The organism is Rhodococcus sp. IEGM 1351 (assembly GCF_030056875.1).
Taxonomy (GTDB): Bacteria; Actinomycetota; Actinomycetes; order Mycobacteriales; family Mycobacteriaceae; genus Rhodococcus_F; species Rhodococcus_F opacus.
In genome coordinates this window covers 590,727-606,587 of record NZ_JASHKU010000001.1, presented here as the reverse complement: position 1 = coordinate 606,587, position 15,861 = coordinate 590,727, and the positions used below count along the sequence as shown (strand labels likewise).

Annotated in this window: 16 protein-coding genes and 1 pseudogene; 5 read left to right on the top strand and 12 right to left on the bottom strand. The window is 68.4% G+C overall.

Annotation, left to right across the window (positions count from 1 at the left end):
• Window positions 1–52 precede the first annotated feature (52 nt).
• Window positions 53–394, top strand: coding sequence for a cupredoxin domain-containing protein (locus QM806_RS02775; protein WP_007301255.1), 342 nt, complete (start codon window positions 53–55; stop codon window positions 392–394).
• 33 nt (window positions 395–427) lie between these two features.
• Here the strand turns inward: QM806_RS02775 and glmS are convergent, their stop codons facing one another.
• On the bottom strand, window positions 428–2,290 hold the full coding sequence (gene glmS, locus QM806_RS02770; protein WP_005253882.1) for a glutamine--fructose-6-phosphate transaminase (isomerizing): 1,863 nt from the start codon (window positions 2,288–2,290) through the stop codon (window positions 428–430).
• 97 nt (window positions 2,291–2,387) lie between these two features.
• On the opposite strand from glmS, the gene QM806_RS02765 reads away from it, so the two are divergent.
• Window positions 2,388–3,224 carry a dienelactone hydrolase family protein gene (locus tag QM806_RS02765; RefSeq protein ID WP_005562364.1) on the top strand — a complete coding sequence of 279 codons (837 nt, stop codon included), beginning with the start codon at window positions 2,388–2,390 and terminating at the stop codon, window positions 3,222–3,224.
• Window positions 3,225–3,233: 9 nt separating this feature from the next.
• Here QM806_RS02765 and QM806_RS02760 read toward each other — a convergent pair whose 3' ends face one another.
• From QM806_RS02760 to ddaH, 9 genes are all read right to left on the bottom strand, one after another.
• Window positions 3,234–3,416, bottom strand: coding sequence for a hypothetical protein (locus QM806_RS02760; protein ID WP_133986490.1), 183 nt, complete (start codon window positions 3,414–3,416; stop codon window positions 3,234–3,236).
• A gap of 38 nt (window positions 3,417–3,454) precedes the next feature.
• Window positions 3,455–3,592, bottom strand: coding sequence for a hypothetical protein (locus tag QM806_RS02755; protein WP_283290222.1), 138 nt, complete (start codon window positions 3,590–3,592; stop codon window positions 3,455–3,457).
• A 505-nt stretch (window positions 3,593–4,097) separates the two neighbouring features.
• Complete coding sequence (locus QM806_RS02750; protein WP_283290220.1) at window positions 4,098–5,582, bottom strand: hypothetical protein; 1,485 nt, start codon at window positions 5,580–5,582, stop codon at window positions 4,098–4,100.
• Entirely contained in the window at window positions 5,579–5,887 is a 309-nt protein-coding gene (locus QM806_RS02745; protein ID WP_005253878.1) for a hypothetical protein, read from the bottom strand. Before QM806_RS02745 ends, QM806_RS02750 begins: the two co-directional genes overlap by 4 nt.
• Before the next feature lie 86 nt (window positions 5,888–5,973).
• Window positions 5,974–7,311, bottom strand: a complete 1,338-nt coding sequence (gene glmM, locus QM806_RS02740) for a phosphoglucosamine mutase (protein WP_169694061.1) — start codon at window positions 7,309–7,311, stop codon at window positions 5,974–5,976.
• A 137-nt stretch (window positions 7,312–7,448) separates the two neighbouring features.
• A complete protein-coding gene (gene rpsI / locus QM806_RS02735) occupies window positions 7,449–7,985 on the bottom strand; it encodes a 30S ribosomal protein S9 (protein ID WP_005239729.1) in 537 nt (178 codons plus the stop codon).
• On the bottom strand, window positions 7,982–8,425 hold the full coding sequence (rplM, locus tag QM806_RS02730) for a 50S ribosomal protein L13 (protein WP_005239728.1): 444 nt from the start codon (window positions 8,423–8,425) through the stop codon (window positions 7,982–7,984). The genes rpsI and rplM overlap by 4 nt, the downstream gene beginning before the upstream one ends.
• A 168-nt stretch (window positions 8,426–8,593) precedes the next feature.
• Window positions 8,594–9,820 (bottom strand): ornithine--oxo-acid transaminase, encoded by a 1,227-nt coding sequence (gene rocD / locus QM806_RS02725; protein ID WP_133986488.1) that lies wholly within the window; start codon window positions 9,818–9,820, stop codon window positions 8,594–8,596.
• A 6-nt stretch (window positions 9,821–9,826) separates the two neighbouring features.
• On the bottom strand, window positions 9,827–10,744 hold the full coding sequence (gene ddaH, locus QM806_RS02720; RefSeq protein ID WP_133986487.1) for a dimethylargininase: 918 nt from the start codon (window positions 10,742–10,744) through the stop codon (window positions 9,827–9,829).
• Window positions 10,745–10,825: 81 nt separating this feature from the next.
• Here ddaH and QM806_RS02715 point away from each other — a divergent pair, with 81 nt between their 5' ends.
• On the top strand, window positions 10,826–11,278 hold the full coding sequence (locus QM806_RS02715; RefSeq protein ID WP_133986486.1) for an Lrp/AsnC family transcriptional regulator: 453 nt from the start codon (window positions 10,826–10,828) through the stop codon (window positions 11,276–11,278).
• 235 nt (window positions 11,279–11,513) lie between these two features.
• Here the strand turns inward: QM806_RS02715 and QM806_RS02710 are convergent, their stop codons facing one another.
• Window positions 11,514–13,319: a zinc ribbon domain-containing protein gene (locus QM806_RS02710; RefSeq protein ID WP_169694060.1), complete on the bottom strand. Its 1,806-nt coding sequence runs from the start codon at window positions 13,317–13,319 to the stop codon at window positions 11,514–11,516.
• 888 nt (window positions 13,320–14,207) lie between these two features.
• Here QM806_RS02710 and QM806_RS41325 point away from each other — a divergent pair.
• Together QM806_RS41325 and QM806_RS02705 are read left to right on the top strand one after the other, a co-directional pair.
• A pseudogene (locus tag QM806_RS41325) lies at window positions 14,208–14,358 on the top strand (type VII secretion protein EccE); the annotation flags it as partial.
• A 118-nt stretch (window positions 14,359–14,476) separates the two neighbouring features.
• Window positions 14,477–15,235, top strand: coding sequence for a hypothetical protein (locus QM806_RS02705; protein ID WP_249343895.1), 759 nt, complete (start codon window positions 14,477–14,479; stop codon window positions 15,233–15,235).
• On the opposite strand, the gene QM806_RS02700 is transcribed toward QM806_RS02705, so the two are convergent.
• Window positions 15,232–15,798, bottom strand: a complete 567-nt coding sequence (locus tag QM806_RS02700) for an NADPH-dependent FMN reductase (RefSeq protein WP_169694059.1) — start codon at window positions 15,796–15,798, stop codon at window positions 15,232–15,234. The genes QM806_RS02705 and QM806_RS02700 overlap by 4 nt on opposite strands.
• Between the last annotated feature and the right edge of the window lie 63 nt (window positions 15,799–15,861).

Here is a 15,861-nt window from a genome sequence, read left to right as displayed (position 1 = left end):
TCAGACTACGCTCGACGTCATGCGTGGACGTGGAAGCTCGTGGATCGCCGGAGTGGCTCTCGCCGCAAGCATTTCGATGGCGGGCGTCGTGTCCGGATGCGGTTCGCCGGACAGCGCGGCGCCCGAGGCGCCGACCGGACCCGTCGTGCAGGTCGCGAACATGGCGTATGCGCCGGCGACGCTCACCGTCACGGCCGGAGACACCGTCACCTGGAATTTCGACGACCGGGGTGTCACCCACGACGTGGTGGGTGTCGGCGCCGCGAAGAGTGTGCTGCGGAGCCGGTTGATGCAGACCGGCACCTTTACGTACACGTTCACCGAACCGGGGACCTACGAATACACGTGTTCGCTGCACCCCGAGATGACGGGCACCGTCGTGGTCACCCCGTAGGGGCGCGGCCCTGCCACGCCCCTACGGTCGCCGCTATTCGACGGTGACGGACTTGGCGAGGTTACGCGGCTTGTCGACGTCGTAGCCCCGTGTCTGCGCGACCTCCGCCGCGAACACCTGCAACGGCACCGTCGACAGCAGCGGCTGCAGCAGCGTCGGTGCCGCCGGGATCTCGATCAGGTGGTCGGCGAACGGGCGCACGGCCTCGTCGCCCTCCTCCGCGATCACGACGGTCCGCGCCCCGCGGGCCTGGATCTCCCGGATGTTGCTCAGCAGCTTCGAGTGCAGCACCGCGCGCCCCTTCGGGGACGGCATCACGATGATCACCGGCAGCCCGTCCTCGATCAGCGCGATCGGCCCGTGCTTGAGCTCGCCGGCCGCGAAGCCCTCGGCGTGCATGTACGCCAGCTCCTTGAGCTTGAGCGCACCCTCGAGCGCCACGGGGTAGCCCACGTGGCGACCCAGGAACAGCACCGTCGACGACGACGCCAGCTCCCGCGCCAGCGCCCGCACCGGCTCGACCGTCTCGAGCACCCTGCTCACCAGGTTGGGCATCGCCTCGAGGTCGGCATACTCGCGTGCGACCTCGTCCGGGTACTTGGTGCCGCGGGCCTGGGCGAGGGCCAGGCCGACCAGGTAGTTCGCCGTGACCTGCGCGAGGAACGCCTTGGTCGACGCGACACCGATCTCCGGACCTGCCCGGGTGTAGAGGACGGCGTCGGCCTCGCGCGGAATCTGGGCACCGTTCGTGTTGCACACCGCCAGCACCCGCGCCTTCTGGTCCTTGGCGTGGCGCACGGCCTCGAGGGTGTCGGCCGTCTCACCGGACTGCGAGATGGCCACGACCAGCGTCGACCGGTCGAGAACCGGGTCGCGGTAGCGGAATTCGCTGGCGAGCTCGACCTCCACGGGCAGGCGGGTCCAGTGCTCGATGGCGTACTTCGCGAGCAGCCCCGAGTGGTAGGCGCTGCCGCAGGCGACGACGAAGACCTTGTCGACGTCGCGCAGCTCCTGATCCGACAGTCGCTGCTCGTCGAGAACGATCTTCCCGTCCTGGAAGTGACCGAGCAGGGTGTCCGCGACGGCGGCCGGCTGCTCCTCGATCTCCTTGAGCATGAAGTAGTCGTGGCCGCCCTTCTCGGCGGCGGCGAGATCCCAGTCGATGCGGAACGGGCGGCCCTGCGCCTCGGATCCGTCGAAGTTCAGAATCGAGTACCCGTCCGCGGTGATCACCACGACCTGGTCCTGCCCCAGCTCGACCGCGTCACGGGTGTGCTCGATGAACGCCGCGACATCGGACCCGAGGAACGTCTCTCCCTCGCCGACACCGATGACAAGGGGCGTCGAGCGGCGCGCCGCGACGATGGTGTCCGGGTGGTCCGAGTGCGTGAAGACGAGCGTGAACGCGCCCTCGAGCCTGCGCAGCACGCTCAGCGCGCTCGCGACGAAGTCACCGGCCGTCTCGCCCGAGGCGTAGGCGCGGGCGACGAGGTGCACCGCGACCTCAGTGTCGGTGTCGCTGGCGAAGTCGACTCCGTCGTGCTCGAGTTCGGCCCGCAGCGGGGCGAAGTTCTCGATGATGCCGTTGTGCACGACGGCAACCGTGTTGCCCGCGTCACGATGCGGGTGCGCGTTGCGGTCGGTCGGCCTGCCGTGCGTGGCCCACCGTGTGTGACCGATCCCGGTGCTCCCGGTGAAGTGCTCGGCCCCGACCTCGTCGAGTTCGGCCTCGAGATTCGCGAGACGACCCGCCTTCCGCTCGACCGCCATGCCGCCGTGTCCGTCGAGCACGGCGATGCCGGCAGAGTCGTATCCGCGGTATTCCATTCGCCGCAAGGCCTCCACCACAACAGTCAGAGCCTGCCGGTGGCCGACGTATCCCACGATTCCGCACATGGTTAATCAGGGTACTTGGACCGGGCGACGCGGCGAAGTCGGAGTGTGTGCCGCATCGGCTCTCTCGCCGGCCCGCGAATCGGATAACGTTCTCCCCGTGGCGCCGAAACCGAAGACCCTGGCCCGTGAACTATCCAAGCGAGGACCGCACCGCGTGCTGCGGGGTGACCTCGCACTCGCCGGACAGCCGGGCGTCGTATACACGCCCGAATCAGGCTTCAACCTGCCCGCCGTCGCGTTCGCGCACAGCTGGATGGCAGGTGCCGACCACTACCGGAAGACGCTCGAGCATCTGGCTTCGTGGGGAATCGTCGTGGCAGCCCCCAACAGCGAGCGGGGTCCCGTGCCCTCTCACCTGGGCCTCGCCACCGACCTCCGGGCCACCCTCGACATCTGTGTGGGCGTGCGACTCGGTCCCGGCCAGATCAGCGTGCAGCCCGACCGCGTCGCGTTCGCAGGACACGGGATGGGTGCGGGTGTGGCAGTGCTGGCCGCCGCGCAGCGGGACGTGTCGGCGGTCGCCGCCCTGTTCCCGGCGCCGACCGCACCGAAGGCCGAGAAGTATGCGTCCAAGATCACAGCGCCGGGTCTGATCGTGGCCGGTGCCGACATCGACACCATGAACAGCAACGCCAAGGCGCTGGCCGAGGCATGGGGCGGGGAACACGTCCTGCGCGCCGTCAACGGGGCGAAGGAGTCGGGGCTCACCGAAGGACGCCGCCTCCTGGGTGCACTCGGCATCGGCGGTTCCGAGCGGAAGACCCAGCAGATCACGCGCGCGCTGCTCACCGGCTTCCTGCTGTATCACCTCACCGAGGACAAGAAGTACGAGGTGTTCGCGAAGGAGGATGCCGAACTTCCCCACACCACGCTCGTCGATCCGCACGAGGAGCACACCGACGCCGGCTTCGAGGGCGTGCTCCCGCACATCTGACGTCTCCGGTCATACCACCCAGCTGCGCGGCCGATAGAACTCGTCGTCGTCGAGTGTTCTCGGTTGCGCAGCCGCAGGCGGTGCCGCTGCAGATTCGGTCCGGCCGCGGCCGGACCGGTTCGCCGCGGCTTCCTCGTCTCTGGCTTTGCGTTCGTCGATCCGCTCCCGGAACATTTCCAGGTCGGCTCGCATCTGTGCCCGTTGTGCACGCAACCGTGCGGCTCGGTGGCTCACAGCGGCCCGGCCTCGGCCAACTCGGCGCCGCTGTCGAATCCGGCCACGGGACCTGTCGCCAGTTCGGGTGCGGACCGCGGCTCCTGTAGCGGCGGGACCTCGACGGGTGTCTCGGGAGCCGGCTCCTGCTGCACTGACACCACCTGTGGTTGTGGGACGGCTGCGGCGTCTCCGGCCGGCGCAAGGGCCGGTGTGTTCTCGTGGGCCGGGACGTTGTCCTAGGCAGCCCCACCGGGCGTCGGCTCTTCCTCGGCTGTCGCGTCCGGGCGTCCTCGGCACCAGCGCTGACCTGCGATTCCGGGGTCGGCGCGGCGGGTGCGCAGCCGGCGTCGCCGGAGTCTCCGTCCCCGGCAGCGGTTTCCGCTGTGATCTGCGGCAGACCGTTGGGGCCGATCTCGACTCCGAACCTGGCCGTCCCGCCCTGTCCGTCGCTCATCTCGAGATGAATCCCCTGACCGTCGGCATCGACGGCGAGCGTCCACGACTGTCCGTCGAGGTTCAGTTCGAGGCTCATGTCGTGTGGGATGCCGTCGGCCGGCTCGCCATCGTCCTCCCGCGTATCGGCGTGTTCGTCGCCGAGGTCCTCGGTGTTCCGTTCCTCGTCGTCCCTGTGGGTGAGGGCCGAGACGGTGTCCTCGATCAACGGGCGAAGGATCGAACCGAGATCCGCCAGACCTCCTGCGAGACCTGGACGCACCAGGTCACCCGGGCCGGGAATGCTCCCGAGGCCCGGGGCACTAGTCGTCGGAGGCACGGCGACCACCGGCGGTGCGATTGCCGGTGGCGCCGCGACCACCGGAGGTGCGGTTGTCGGTGGCGCCGCCGCCATCGGAGGTGCGGTTGTCGGTGGCGCCGCCGCCATCGGACTGGTGGCCGCGTCCCCACCACCGGATCGAGGCGGGACGTACGCCGGTCCGCCCGTTGCTGGGGCCGCGGCGGGCGCCGTCGGCGCTGCAGGTGCAGGCGCGGGCGCCGGCGCAGGGGACGGTGTCGGCGTGTGGCACCTCGGGCCCCCCTCGGCGCGGGTGCCGGATCGGGAGTGTCCTCGGGACGAAAACCGGGCTGCACCTCGATCGACCGCGCCTCGGCGATGACGGCGTCGTAGGCGGCGTGCACCGCTTCGGCGCAGTCCGCACACGCGGCGGTGAACTCCTGCTGCTTCTCCTCGTACACGTGCGGGAAGTTCCCGTCGAGCCAGTCCTTGGTGATTCCGGCGGCCCGCCGCACCACGTCGTCCCGGTCGAGTCGGCGGAGCGCACCTGCGCCCCCGTCCTTGTACAGGCCGTTGACGTGCCGGTAGTCGTCGTCGGCGAGTTCGGGGAACCAGTAGGACGCGTCTTCCATGCAGTCCTTCGCGGCGGAGTTGTCGCCGTCCTTGCCGTCGGCGTAGATCTGGGCGAGAACGTCGATCTGTTCCGCGCTGTACCCCGCGACCGTCGGCTGGTGCAGAGACACCACCTTGTACGCCTTGTTCGTCACCGCGGCGCTCAGCGTGAGGTTCGCCTCGAACAGCACTTCGGCGAGTCCGTGGAGCCGACCAATGGTGGCGTCCGCCTGGATGTTCTGTCGGTCGACGGCGTCGATCGCCGCCGCGGCGGCGACTCCGCTCCACCCGGTTCGCACTGCGGCGACGCATCTCTCGTTCTCGTCGAGTTCGGTGCGGGCCGTGTCGAGACTGCGTCCGAGGGTGTCGACGTCGCGGGCGAGCACGTTCAATCGCATCCCCCGCTCGGCGTCGAACATCGCGTAGTAGCCGGTGAGTTCGCGAGACTCGTATCCCAGTTTTTTCGCCGCGGGGAGGAACAACTCGAAGAATTCGAGGCCCTGCGCGCCGAGATCGAGCATGTCGTCGGGAACGTTGAGACAATTCGGGCGCAGGTGCTCCCCCAGCGCGTTCCGGGATGCGTTCGCGGTCTGGGCGTCGCTGCCGTGCTCCAACAATGCGGCGTAGCGCTGGTCGGCGGACGGAGTCCGGTCACGCTTGTCGAGCCCGTACTCGTCGAAGTACGGCTGCCACGACGCCTCGTCCTCCTCGCGGGAGGCGGCCCAGGCCTGGAGGAGTTGCTCCTTGTATTCGCGGCTCAGGTTCGGGTCGTCGATCAGCGTTCTCGGATCCGTGGTCACCACTGCACCCCGTTCACGTCGGCGGTGACGTTCGCGTCCGTTCCCGAGTAGCGCGCCGCGGCGGCCCGGAACGCGTGGCCGAACGATTCCGCGTCCGCGGCCCACTGGCCGAGCGCGACCCCGACGATGCCGAGGGCGTCATGCACCGCGTCACCTTTCGCGGCGTAGTCGCGGCCCGCGTGCGCCCCACCGAATTCCAGCCGGGCGGTCTCGGCGGCCTGCTGTCTCAGGACCTCCGCCGACCGCAGCAGTCTCGCGCCCGCGTCCGTCACCACCGCGACGTCCACCTCGAGCCCATCGCTCATTGCCCCACCCTCTCTTCGCGACCTACTGCATTAGACGCGACAGCGCACCGATCGGTTCCCCCGGCCGATCGGTGCGCTGTGTCCGCTCACACGGAGGCGACAGTGCCCGCCAGTTCGTCGGCGAGCTTCCTGGCCACTTCGATGTCCGAAGCCTCGACCATCACGCGTACGAGTTGTTCGGTGCCCGACGGTCGCAGCAGTACCCTGCCGTTGTCGCCCAGGCTGCGCTCGGCTGCCAGGACCGCGTCCAGCACGACCGGAGACGCGGCGACGGCGCGCTTGTCGGCGACCCTCACGTTGACCAGAACCTGCGGGAGTGTCGTCATCGCCGCCGCCAGGTCCGCGATCGGCTGTCCGGTCTCCGCCATCCGGCCCATCAGCCGCAGTCCCGTCAGCACTCCGTCGCCGGTGGTGCCGAAAGCGGGGAACACGACGTGTCCGGACTGTTCGCCGCCCAGGCTGAAGCCGCCGGACCGGAGCCCTTCGAGGACGTAGCGATCACCGACAGCAGTGGTGACCAGTGAGATCCCGGCCTCGCGCATCGCGATGTGCAAACCGAGATTGCTCATGACTGTCGCGACGAGGGTGTTGTCCACCAGTTCCCCGGCATCGCGCATGCCCAGAGCGAGGACGGTCATGATGGCGTCACCGTCGATGAGGGAACCGGCGGCGTCGACGGCGAGGCATCGATCCGCATCGCCGTCGTGCGCGAGCCCCAGATCGGCACCGTGCTGCACGACTGCCTTCTGCAGGCTCTCGAGGTGCGTCGACCCGCAGTTCTCGTTGATGTTGAGTCCGTCGGGTTCGGCGTTCATCGCGACGACGGTGGCGCCGGCGGCCCGGTAGGCGGCGGGAGCGACGCCCGATGCCGCGCCGTGCGCACAGTCCACCACCACGGTCAGCCCGTCGAGGCTGTTCGGGAGCGCGGTGGCCAGGTGCTGCAGATACCGTTCCGCGGCGTCGGGCACCGTGCGAACACGTCCGATCCCCGCGCCGGTCGGCGCCCGCCGTGTCGTGGTTCCGGCGGCGACGGCCTCGATGCGGTCTTCCACCTCGTCGTCGAGTTTGTGCCCGCCGGCCGCGAAGATCTTGATGCCGTTGTCGGGCATGGGATTGTGCGAGGCGGAGATCATGACACCGAGAGCTGCGTCCAGCTCCGCGGTCAGGTAGGCCACCGCGGGTGTCGGCAGCACCCCGACGTTCAGAACGTCGACGCCGGCAGACGTCAGGCCCGCGACGACCGCCGCCTCGAGCATTTCACCGCTGGCTCTCGGGTCACGGCCGACCACGGCCGTCTTGCGTCCCCCCGAACCCGGCGACGCCAGCACCGTCGCGGCGGCGGACGCCACCTGCAACGCCAACTCGGCGGTCAGCTCGGTATTCGCGAGACCACGAACCCCATCCGTCCCGAACAATCGACCCATAGACCAGACCCCTCGCACCTAGGAAACCCACTACATCTCGGATAAAGCACGAGAGCAGGCGTCCGGTAACGATGGACGCCTGCTCTCGGGAAGAACAGGTGCCGAAGCCGACCCCGGAGGGCGGCTTCGGCGACACATCAGCGCTTCGAGTACTGAGATGCCTTGCGGGCCTTCTTCAGGCCGTACTTCTTGCGCTCGACGGCGCGGGCGTCACGCGTGAGGAAGCCGGCGCTCTTGAGAGCCGGACGGTCCTCGGGGGTGACCTCGATGAGCGCGCGGGCGATGGCGAGACGCAGTGCGCCGGCCTGTCCGGACGGTCCACCACCGTGCAGCAGTGCCACGATGTCGAAGGACTCGGCACGCTCGACCGTGACCAGCGGAGCCTTGATCAGCTGCTGGTGCACCTTGTTCGGGAAGTAGTCCTCGATGGTGCGGCCGTTGAGCTTGAAGTCGCCCGAACCGGGGGTCAGACGGACGCGGACAACCGCTTCCTTACGACGACCGACGGTCTGGATGGGGCGATCGATCACGATCGGGGCCTGCGGCGCAGCAGCGGCCTCGATGTCCTCGGCGACCTCGGGCTCCTCGACGGACACGTACTCGTCCGCCGCGACCTCGACAGCCTCGGTGATCTCTTCGGGGTTGGACACGTTCTGCTCCTCCGGCGCCGTCACTGGGCCACCTGCTTGATCTCGAATGGCACCGGCTGCTGCGCGGCGTGGGGGTGGTTCGGGCCCGCGTAGACCTTCAGCTTGCTGCTGATGGCGCGACCCAGCTTGTTCTTGGGGAGCATGCCGACGATGGCCTTCTCCACGAGGCGGTCGGGGTTCTTGTCGAGAACCTCACCGACGGAGCGGGACTTCAGACCACCGGGGTGTCCGGAGTGGTGGTAGAGGAACTTGCCCTCACGCTTGTTGCCGCTGATGGCAACCTTCTCGGCGTTGATGATGACGACGAAGTCGCCGCCGTCAACGTGCGGTGCAAAGGTGGGCTTGTGCTTGCCGCGCAGCAAGTTGGCTGCCTGGACGGCAAGGCGGCCGAGCACCACGTCAGTGGCGTCGATGACGTGCCACGTGCGGGTCACATCTCCGGCCTTCGGGGTGTACGTAGACACAGAACTTCCTCGTCTTGTTCAATCCGCTGCTGGCCATTGCGTATCGTCGAGCGATTCCCGGCGGCCAGTTGAGACCCGAGAACCGCCAGCCACTGCGACACGAGGACACAGCGGCGCACGGCACGCCAACGGAGAACAATACCGGTCGGTGAGGCCCAGGGTCAAAACTCACTCGGCGAGCGCATCGGCGAGCTGTTCGACCGCCCACGTCAGCTCGTCCCGTTCGATCACCAGCGGCGGGGCGATGCGGATCGTTCCTTCGTGCGCGTCCTTCGCGAGGACCCTGCGCGCCAGGAGTCTTTCACAGATCGTTCGCGCGGACGGCATACCGCCGGCCAGCTGCACACCGGCCCACAGTCCGCGCCCACGCACCTCCGACACGTGGTCGGGGGGCAGTTGCGACAACATGCTGTGCAGGTAGGCGCCCAGCTCACGGCTTCGCTGCTGATATTCACCGGTCTCGAGCAGGTCGACGACCGCGCTCCCGACCGCGCAGGCGAGGGGGTTGCCCCCGAACGTGCTCCCGTGCTGTCCGGGGCCGATCACCGCCATCACCGGCCAGTCGGCGACGACGGCGGAGACCGGCATCAAGCCACCCCCGAGCGCCTTGCCCAGGACGTACACGTCGGGGGTCACGTTCTCGTGGTCGCACGCGAACGTGTCGCCGGTCCGCCCGAGCCCGCTCTGGATCTCGTCGGCGATCATCAGGATCCCGCGACGGGTGCAGATATCCCGGACCGCCGCGAGGTAGCCGGGCGGTGGCACCAGCACTCCGGCCTCCCCCTGGATCGGTTCGAGGAGCACCGCCACGGTGTTCTCGGTGATCGCGGCCTCGAACGCGTCCGCGTTCCCGTATTCGACGGACGCGAAGCCCGGCGGGAACGGACCGAACCCGGTGTACGCGTCCGGATCGGACGAGAACCCGACGATCGAGATGGTGCGGCCGTGGAAGTTCCCGGCGCACGTGATCACCTCGGCACGTCCCGGCGGCACTCCCTTGACGTCGTAACCCCATTTGCGGGCCAGTTTCAGCGCGGTCTCCACGGCTTCGGCGCCCGTGTTCATCGGCAGCACGGATTCTTTCCGGCACAGCCGGCTCAGGTCCTCGCAGAAGGACGCGAACCGATCGTGCTGGAAGGCGCGGCTGGTCAGGGTGAGCCGGCCGAGTTGTTCGCTCGCCACCCGGACGAGAGTGGGGTGTGCGTGGCCGAAGTTGAGCGCCGAGTATCCGGCGAGGACGTCGAGGTAGTCAACGCCGTCGATTCCCTTCACCCACGAGCCCGCGCCCGACTCGATCACGACCGGCAGCGGCGAGTAGTTGTGTGCGCTGTGTTCGTCGGCCCTGCTCAGCTGCTCACGCGTGGCATCCGACACGGAAACGACACCGTCCGACATTGCTGGTCACCCCTGATCTTCCGCGATCCGGAGCCCACGGAAGCCGCGGAGCTCCAACGTGCTGCACTTGATTCCACCACCGGACTTGAGGAATTCCGAGTAGTCGACCGGCACGGGCTCGTACCCGCGGGCGGACAACTGGTCGGCAAGGTGCGAAGCCTGGACGGGTAGCACCACATTCGCGCCGTCGCTGACCAGGTTCAGTCCGAGCCAGTCGGTGTCCGTCTCGGCCGCGATCACCGCGTCGGGATACATCTGCTCTAGCAGAGCGCGACTGTCCGGCGAGAACGCCGCGGGCAGGTAGGCGATGGTCGAGTCGTCGAGCACACCCAGCGCGGTATTGAGGTGGTAGTAGCGGGGATTCACCAGGTTCAACGTGATCACCGTGCGGCCGAGGTGCGCCGCGGCCTCGGCATGCGACCGCGGGTCGGAGCGGAACCCGGTTCCGGCGAGGATCACGTCGCCGACGACGAGGAAGTCGCCCTCCCCCTCGTTGACGTACCGCGGCAGGGTGGGCCTGATCAGCCCGTTGTCCGAGAACCACCGGAACACGTGCTCGGCCTCGGCCCGCCGCTCGGCGGACCGGTAGCGGGCGCCGAGCGCCACACCGTCGACGACGAGTCCGCTGTCGGTGACGAACACCATGTCCGGAAGTCCCTCGACAGGGTCGATCGTGAGGACCTCGTGCCCGAGTCGCCGGTAGGTGTCCGCGAGCGCCGACCACTGCGATATCGCACGATCCCGGTCCACGGGCTCCTCGGGACGCATCCAATCGTTGATCGCATAGACGACGTCGAAATACGTGGGCGGGCACATCAGGTAACTCCGCGAGTGAGCACGCCGGGCCACGCGGGCGGCGTCGCCCGGCACCTCCGCCGTCTCCTCGTAGGGGTTCTCGGACTCGATACCAGCAGTGGGCGCCATCTCCACTCCCCCTCGATCGGTGTCGGTGAAATCAGTATCCACCCACCAAAAGACCTGATCAATGCGCTAGCGTTCCATCACATGGACGATTCATTGCGTCTGGACGGGCTCGATCGGCGGATTGTTGCGCGACTGGAGCGCAACGCACGGTCCAGCTTCGCCACCATCGGCGCCGAGGTCGGGCTGTCCGCACCCGCCGTGAAGCGCCGGGTCGATCGACTGGTCGAGTCCGGGGTGATCACCGGCTTCCATGCGGCGCTCGATCCGCGCGCTCTCGGCCACGGCGTCGAGGTCTTCGTCGAGTTGTACTGCAGTGGTCGCACGTCGGCAATCGAGATCGCACGGATCGTGTCTCGTCACACCGAGGTTCAGGAGGCGTACACCGTCACCGGCGATGCCAACGCCCTCCTCCGCGTCCGCACCACCGACACGGCACACCTCGAACGCACGCTGGAGAACCTGCGGTCGGAGCCAGCTGTCCTTCAGACCAAGAGCAGTGTCGTCCTCAGCCGGCTGATACCGCCTGCCGACTGATCACTCGATCCACCGTCCGAGACCACAGTGCCCCCGCACCTGCTGGGACACTCGACGTGTCACGTGAGGATCAGAGCAGGCCGCGGCGTTCCGGTCTTCCGCGGTCTGCATGTCGACGGCGCCCTCTTGGACGACCTTCGAGATTGTCTGCAGAACCTGGAGCAGATCGTCATGGGCGTTGTCCCACTTCGCCTGCACAGCTTGGTAGTTCTCCACGAGACCGTTGACGTAGCGTCTACGTAGATCTCACACTATCTGCCACTGGTGTGGCGGGCGCTTGAGATACGCGTGTGTCACGGCTACCCGCATCACCTTGTGGTGGTGTGGATTTGACCGTGTCCCACACCGACGCTTGTGATGCAGGAACATGCTTGTTCGGAGTCACCCCCAGCCGCGGTGTCACGATGGGCCGGCTGCGGCGGACCCGGCGATGCCGCGGCCTACGCCGTGTTGGACCGTTCTTGTCGCGGCACCGGCGCACCGGCGCATGCTCGGCGACCCGGACCGCAGGCGACTGCCCGCGCCGACGGGTGACTTTGCCTTTGCCGAGCAGTGCGCGTTTGGCCAAGTTCACCCCGGCAATGTGGTCGCGGTTGCCGCCGACCCGGCAGCGTGGACACCACGCGTCGTGGTACCCACCGGGGCGGGCGAGTGGTGCGTCGCAGCCCGGACACCATGCGGACGACCCCCGGGCGGGCACCGAAACTACCGCGATACCGGCACCCGCGGCAGTGTGCGCGAGCGCGGCGGCCGCTTGGCGGCGGGCCGACTGCGCGGCCCGATTGTTGTTGACCCGCCCGTGCCCGCGGGTCTCGAGGGTGGTGAGATCTTCCACCGCGATCACCTGCGCCTGAGCGTCGGCGGCGTAGTCGGCAACCTGACGGCCGAAGTGGAAAGACAGCTCCCGATTGATCTTCCCCCGCTTGACACCCACCGCCTCGCGATGCTCGTTCAGGACGGCGATCTTCTCCTCCAGCAGGGCGCGAACCTCCGGTGGGGCGGTGGCGGCCAGTCGGGTCAGCCGGACCGCCTTCCGGTGCAGCAGTTGCCCCTCTGCCTGCAGGCGCGCCAGTTTGATCCCGAGGCCGCGGTCGTCGTAAGTCCAGCCCCGGTAATCCGACGACAACCCGGCCGGGCCCTCTGCCACGGTGGCGGCGGCACCGAGCGTGGACGGGGACCAATCGACCCCCACCGCGACCGTGCCGGCCATTAGATCGGCTGCAGGGGCGAGTTCGGTCGCCGCGCACCGCCACATCAGTCCCTTCCGGTCGAGGACCAGCGTAGGCAGATGCCAGTCGGTGATCGCCCGGCGGTGCAGGTGCTTAGGAATGGTGGCGGTCAGCCGCACCCGCCGCCACTGCGCCCGCCCCGCCGGGGCCGGGCTGGTGGGCAGCTTCACCGTCAACACCAGCTCACGGTCTGCCACGGTGATCCGCGCGAGCTGCCGATCGGCGGCCGACAGTCGGGCCATCGCGCTTGTCTGCGGCGGTCCCTGCAGGTCGGTGATCCGCAGCCGGCCGGCCGGTGCCCCGCCGTCGCGGCGGGCGCGGGCGGCGAGCTGGCGCAGTACGCCCCGAGCGAAACCCGCCGACACGTGATCGCCCGACCCGATCGGCGGCGCCACAACCCCGGTGGCCGGATCGAATCGGGCCGACAGCGCCGCGATCGCTGTGTCACGGTAGGCCAGGGTCCGCAGGGTCGCCACCACCTGAGCGGTCACCACCCGGCTCACCCGCGACGGCACATAGACCCCGGCCGGATAGATCGGAGCCCAGCCGAGACGGGCCGCGGCAACATGCCCCTGAGCGGGCAGCCTCCGGTCCTGGCGGTCTAGGCCGGCGGCGAGCACATCGAACGTCGCCGGATGCCACAGCCGTGACACCAACTCGCCACCGGCCGCGGCAATAAGATTGAGCAGCCACCCCACCCGGGTATCGACGTCATCGAGGCCGATCGGCTCACCGGTCGCATCGTCGACCGCCGTGTACGCGCGGGTGGTGAACGAGAACTGCCGCGGCACGGTCGATCCAGACCCGGTCACGCCGGGCCCAATTCATGAGCGGCGAGCACCGTCGCGTTCCGAGAAGACCCGCGATCGCCCCAGATGCTCACCGGTCACCCCTTCCCGAACCGTGCGGCGGCATCGCCCCGAAGCCGGTGATGATTCCGTGTAGACCGCAGCCGAGACAACCAGCCGGATAGCGATGCCAACCGTGCCATGACATCATCCATCAACCCCCTCCACCAGCGATGCGTCACCCTTTTTCACGCAGGACCTCGACTGTAACGCCGACCTCCGACATTTAGCCTCTGTGGGAGTCCGCAGGCTGGCCGAGGCAATCGATCTCGCCACATGACCCGCACCACCGCGACCCGCCCAGGGCCGCGTCGTCGATCATCCAGCCGCGGCACGCCGCTCCCGCAAACCCGAACGCGATCGTTGTAGACCCGATAGACCGCACCAGCAGGCGCTCTCCCGCAACATCTTTTCCTGATCGGGCAGCGACGCCTCTTGCGATCGCGCCCGACAATGCAATGCGTCCACTTCTCCGGCGTCTGCTCCCGCCCACTCTGATGCGGGCCTGCCCAGATAGGCGTCGCGGTCCGCGAGGTCAATGATTCGGTGACCCGAACCGACACGCCGGGAAGTAACCGGCCCTCCGATGCCTCCTTGCGCACCCCAACTACCGAAGCGCCCACGTTATTGGAGGTAGCGGCAACAGTTGGAGCCTCACGCAGGTCACTCGGGACGGCTTGCAGACGACGCACGAACTCCCCACCGACGCGCTCGCCGCGCGTCTCGTGCAGCACGACATCTCGCTGGCCGGAACCGACATCGCCAGCCACGGTTGTCGCGCCGCGGCGGGCTCCCTCGCCACCGATGTGTACGACCGGCTGACAGGTCCCGCTCCCCGCGACGGCGACCCGGATGGTCTGCCTCGCCCTGCGATTCGACGCCACCGAGGGTGTCGCTGCCGTGGCGCGGCGTGGCGGCGGCGAGGAAGGCGCGTCGCGTGATCACGATCGCGGCGAGCCGCGTGGTACGCGCACTGGCCGATTCCGGCTGCCGCGCGGGCATTCTCACGCCCCCCGAGATCGAATCCGCCGCGCTGCAGATCAGTCGCGGCGTCGACCCGCACTACCTGACGCGAGATCTGCTCGCGAAAGCTCTGGGTCCCGTCGAGCCTCGGCACGACCGTGACGATCCGGCTGCGCCCCAGCGGGCACGACGGGCAGGTGAAGGTCGGTGCGGCCTGCCGGGTGACCACCCGCACGATGCCCGAGCCGCTAGCAATTCCCGGGCTCGTCTCGATGCAGGGCAGGCACCGGGACGGGCTGCTGTCCAATCTGCCCGTCGCGATGTCGGACCTGGACGACGTGATGCCGTTGACCGACGTGTCCGTGGAGCACCTTCGTGCGCTGCAGTTGCCGCCGACGGGGTGCGGCCAGCTCATCGGCTCCGACGACTACGGTCACGGAATCACCGCTCGCATCGCGGGTCCCGGCGTCGGCATGGTCTATGTGGCGGGCGAGCTGTATCTCGCCCAGCAACTGGTGTTCCGCGCCGTGGCGACCGGCGCCCGCGTGCTCATTCACACCGATCGGCCGGACGCGTGGTCGTCGTTGATCGACTCCATCGCCACGCCCGACCGGTTGCGTATCGCCGGCCACAATCCGCAGTCCGACAACAGGTTCAGCACCGTCGTGTTCGACGGCGTCAACGCGCTGCCGCCCCGCGCCGGGGTCACCGCGATCTACCTCTACGGCGAACCGAGCCAGTGGCCCGGTGCCGAACCGGACCTGTCGATCGTCCAACCGAATGCGCTGGGCGACCGCATTCTTCTGTCGACCGGAGGGACGAGCATCGAACTGATGCTGGTCACGATCTCGTCCGAGACGGCGTTCATCGGTCGGCCTCGCGCGGTGGACGAGTGCCCGCCGGTGCACCAGTTCTAGCCGGGGTACGGCGCGGTCCCGCGCTGAACACGGACCGCGTCGGCCCACCATACGAGCTGCGCGAGCATGCGGTCAGCCGAGTCGATGGCGGCGCCGTCGGTCGTCTGCCCCTTGTCGTCGAATCTCTTGCGCACCCGGTGGAAACTCACGCTCTGCCGCACCGACACCATGTGCAATTCGGCCACTACCTGGCGCAGCTGTTCGGTTGCCCGGAGTCCGCCTGCCAACCCGCCGTACGACACGAAACCGATGGGCTTCGAGCGCCATTCGTGTTTGACGCTGTCGAACGCGGTCTTCAGCGCCGCAGGGTAGCCGTGGTTGTACTCGGAGGTGACGGCCACGAACCCGTCGGCTCTGCCCACTCGCTCCCGGAATTCGTCCGTCACCGGGGATGCGCCGAGATCCTGCGGCAGCGGCGTGTCGGCGAGATCGATGATGCCCACGTCCAGTCCTGGGTAGGCACGAGCGCGTTCGGCGAACCAGCCGGCGACGACGGGAGCGATCCGACCCACTCTGACGGATCCGATGATGATCTCGATCCGGACGGGTGCGACTGCGGTCATGAACAGGCTCCTTCTCTTCCGGAGCCATCGTAGGTGCTGACGCCTCCGCAACCGCGGTGGCGA

Bases quoted from the DNA above. Each gene is read 5' to 3' on its own strand.
- glmS (WP_005253882.1), bottom strand. From the start codon at position 2,290: ATGTGCGGAATCGTGGGATACGTCGGCCACCGGCAGGCTCTGACTGTT.
- QM806_RS02760 (WP_133986490.1), bottom strand. From the start codon at position 3,416: ATGCGAGCCGACCTGGAAATGTTCCGGGAGCGGATCGACGAACGCAAA.
- QM806_RS02745 (WP_005253878.1), bottom strand. From the start codon at position 5,887: ATGAGCGATGGGCTCGAGGTGGACGTCGCGGTGGTGACGGACGCGGGC.
- glmM (WP_169694061.1), bottom strand. From the start codon at position 7,311: ATGGGTCGATTGTTCGGGACGGATGGGGTTCGTGGTCTCGCGAATACC.
- rocD (WP_133986488.1), bottom strand. From the start codon at position 9,820: ATGTCGGACGGTGTCGTTTCCGTGTCGGATGCCACGCGTGAGCAGCTG.
- ddaH (WP_133986487.1), bottom strand. From the start codon at position 10,744: ATGGCGCCCACTGCTGGTATCGAGTCCGAGAACCCCTACGAGGAGACG.
- QM806_RS02715 (WP_133986486.1), top strand. From the start codon at position 10,826: ATGGACGATTCATTGCGTCTGGACGGGCTCGATCGGCGGATTGTTGCG.
- QM806_RS02700 (WP_169694059.1), bottom strand. From the start codon at position 15,798: ATGACCGCAGTCGCACCCGTCCGGATCGAGATCATCATCGGATCCGTC.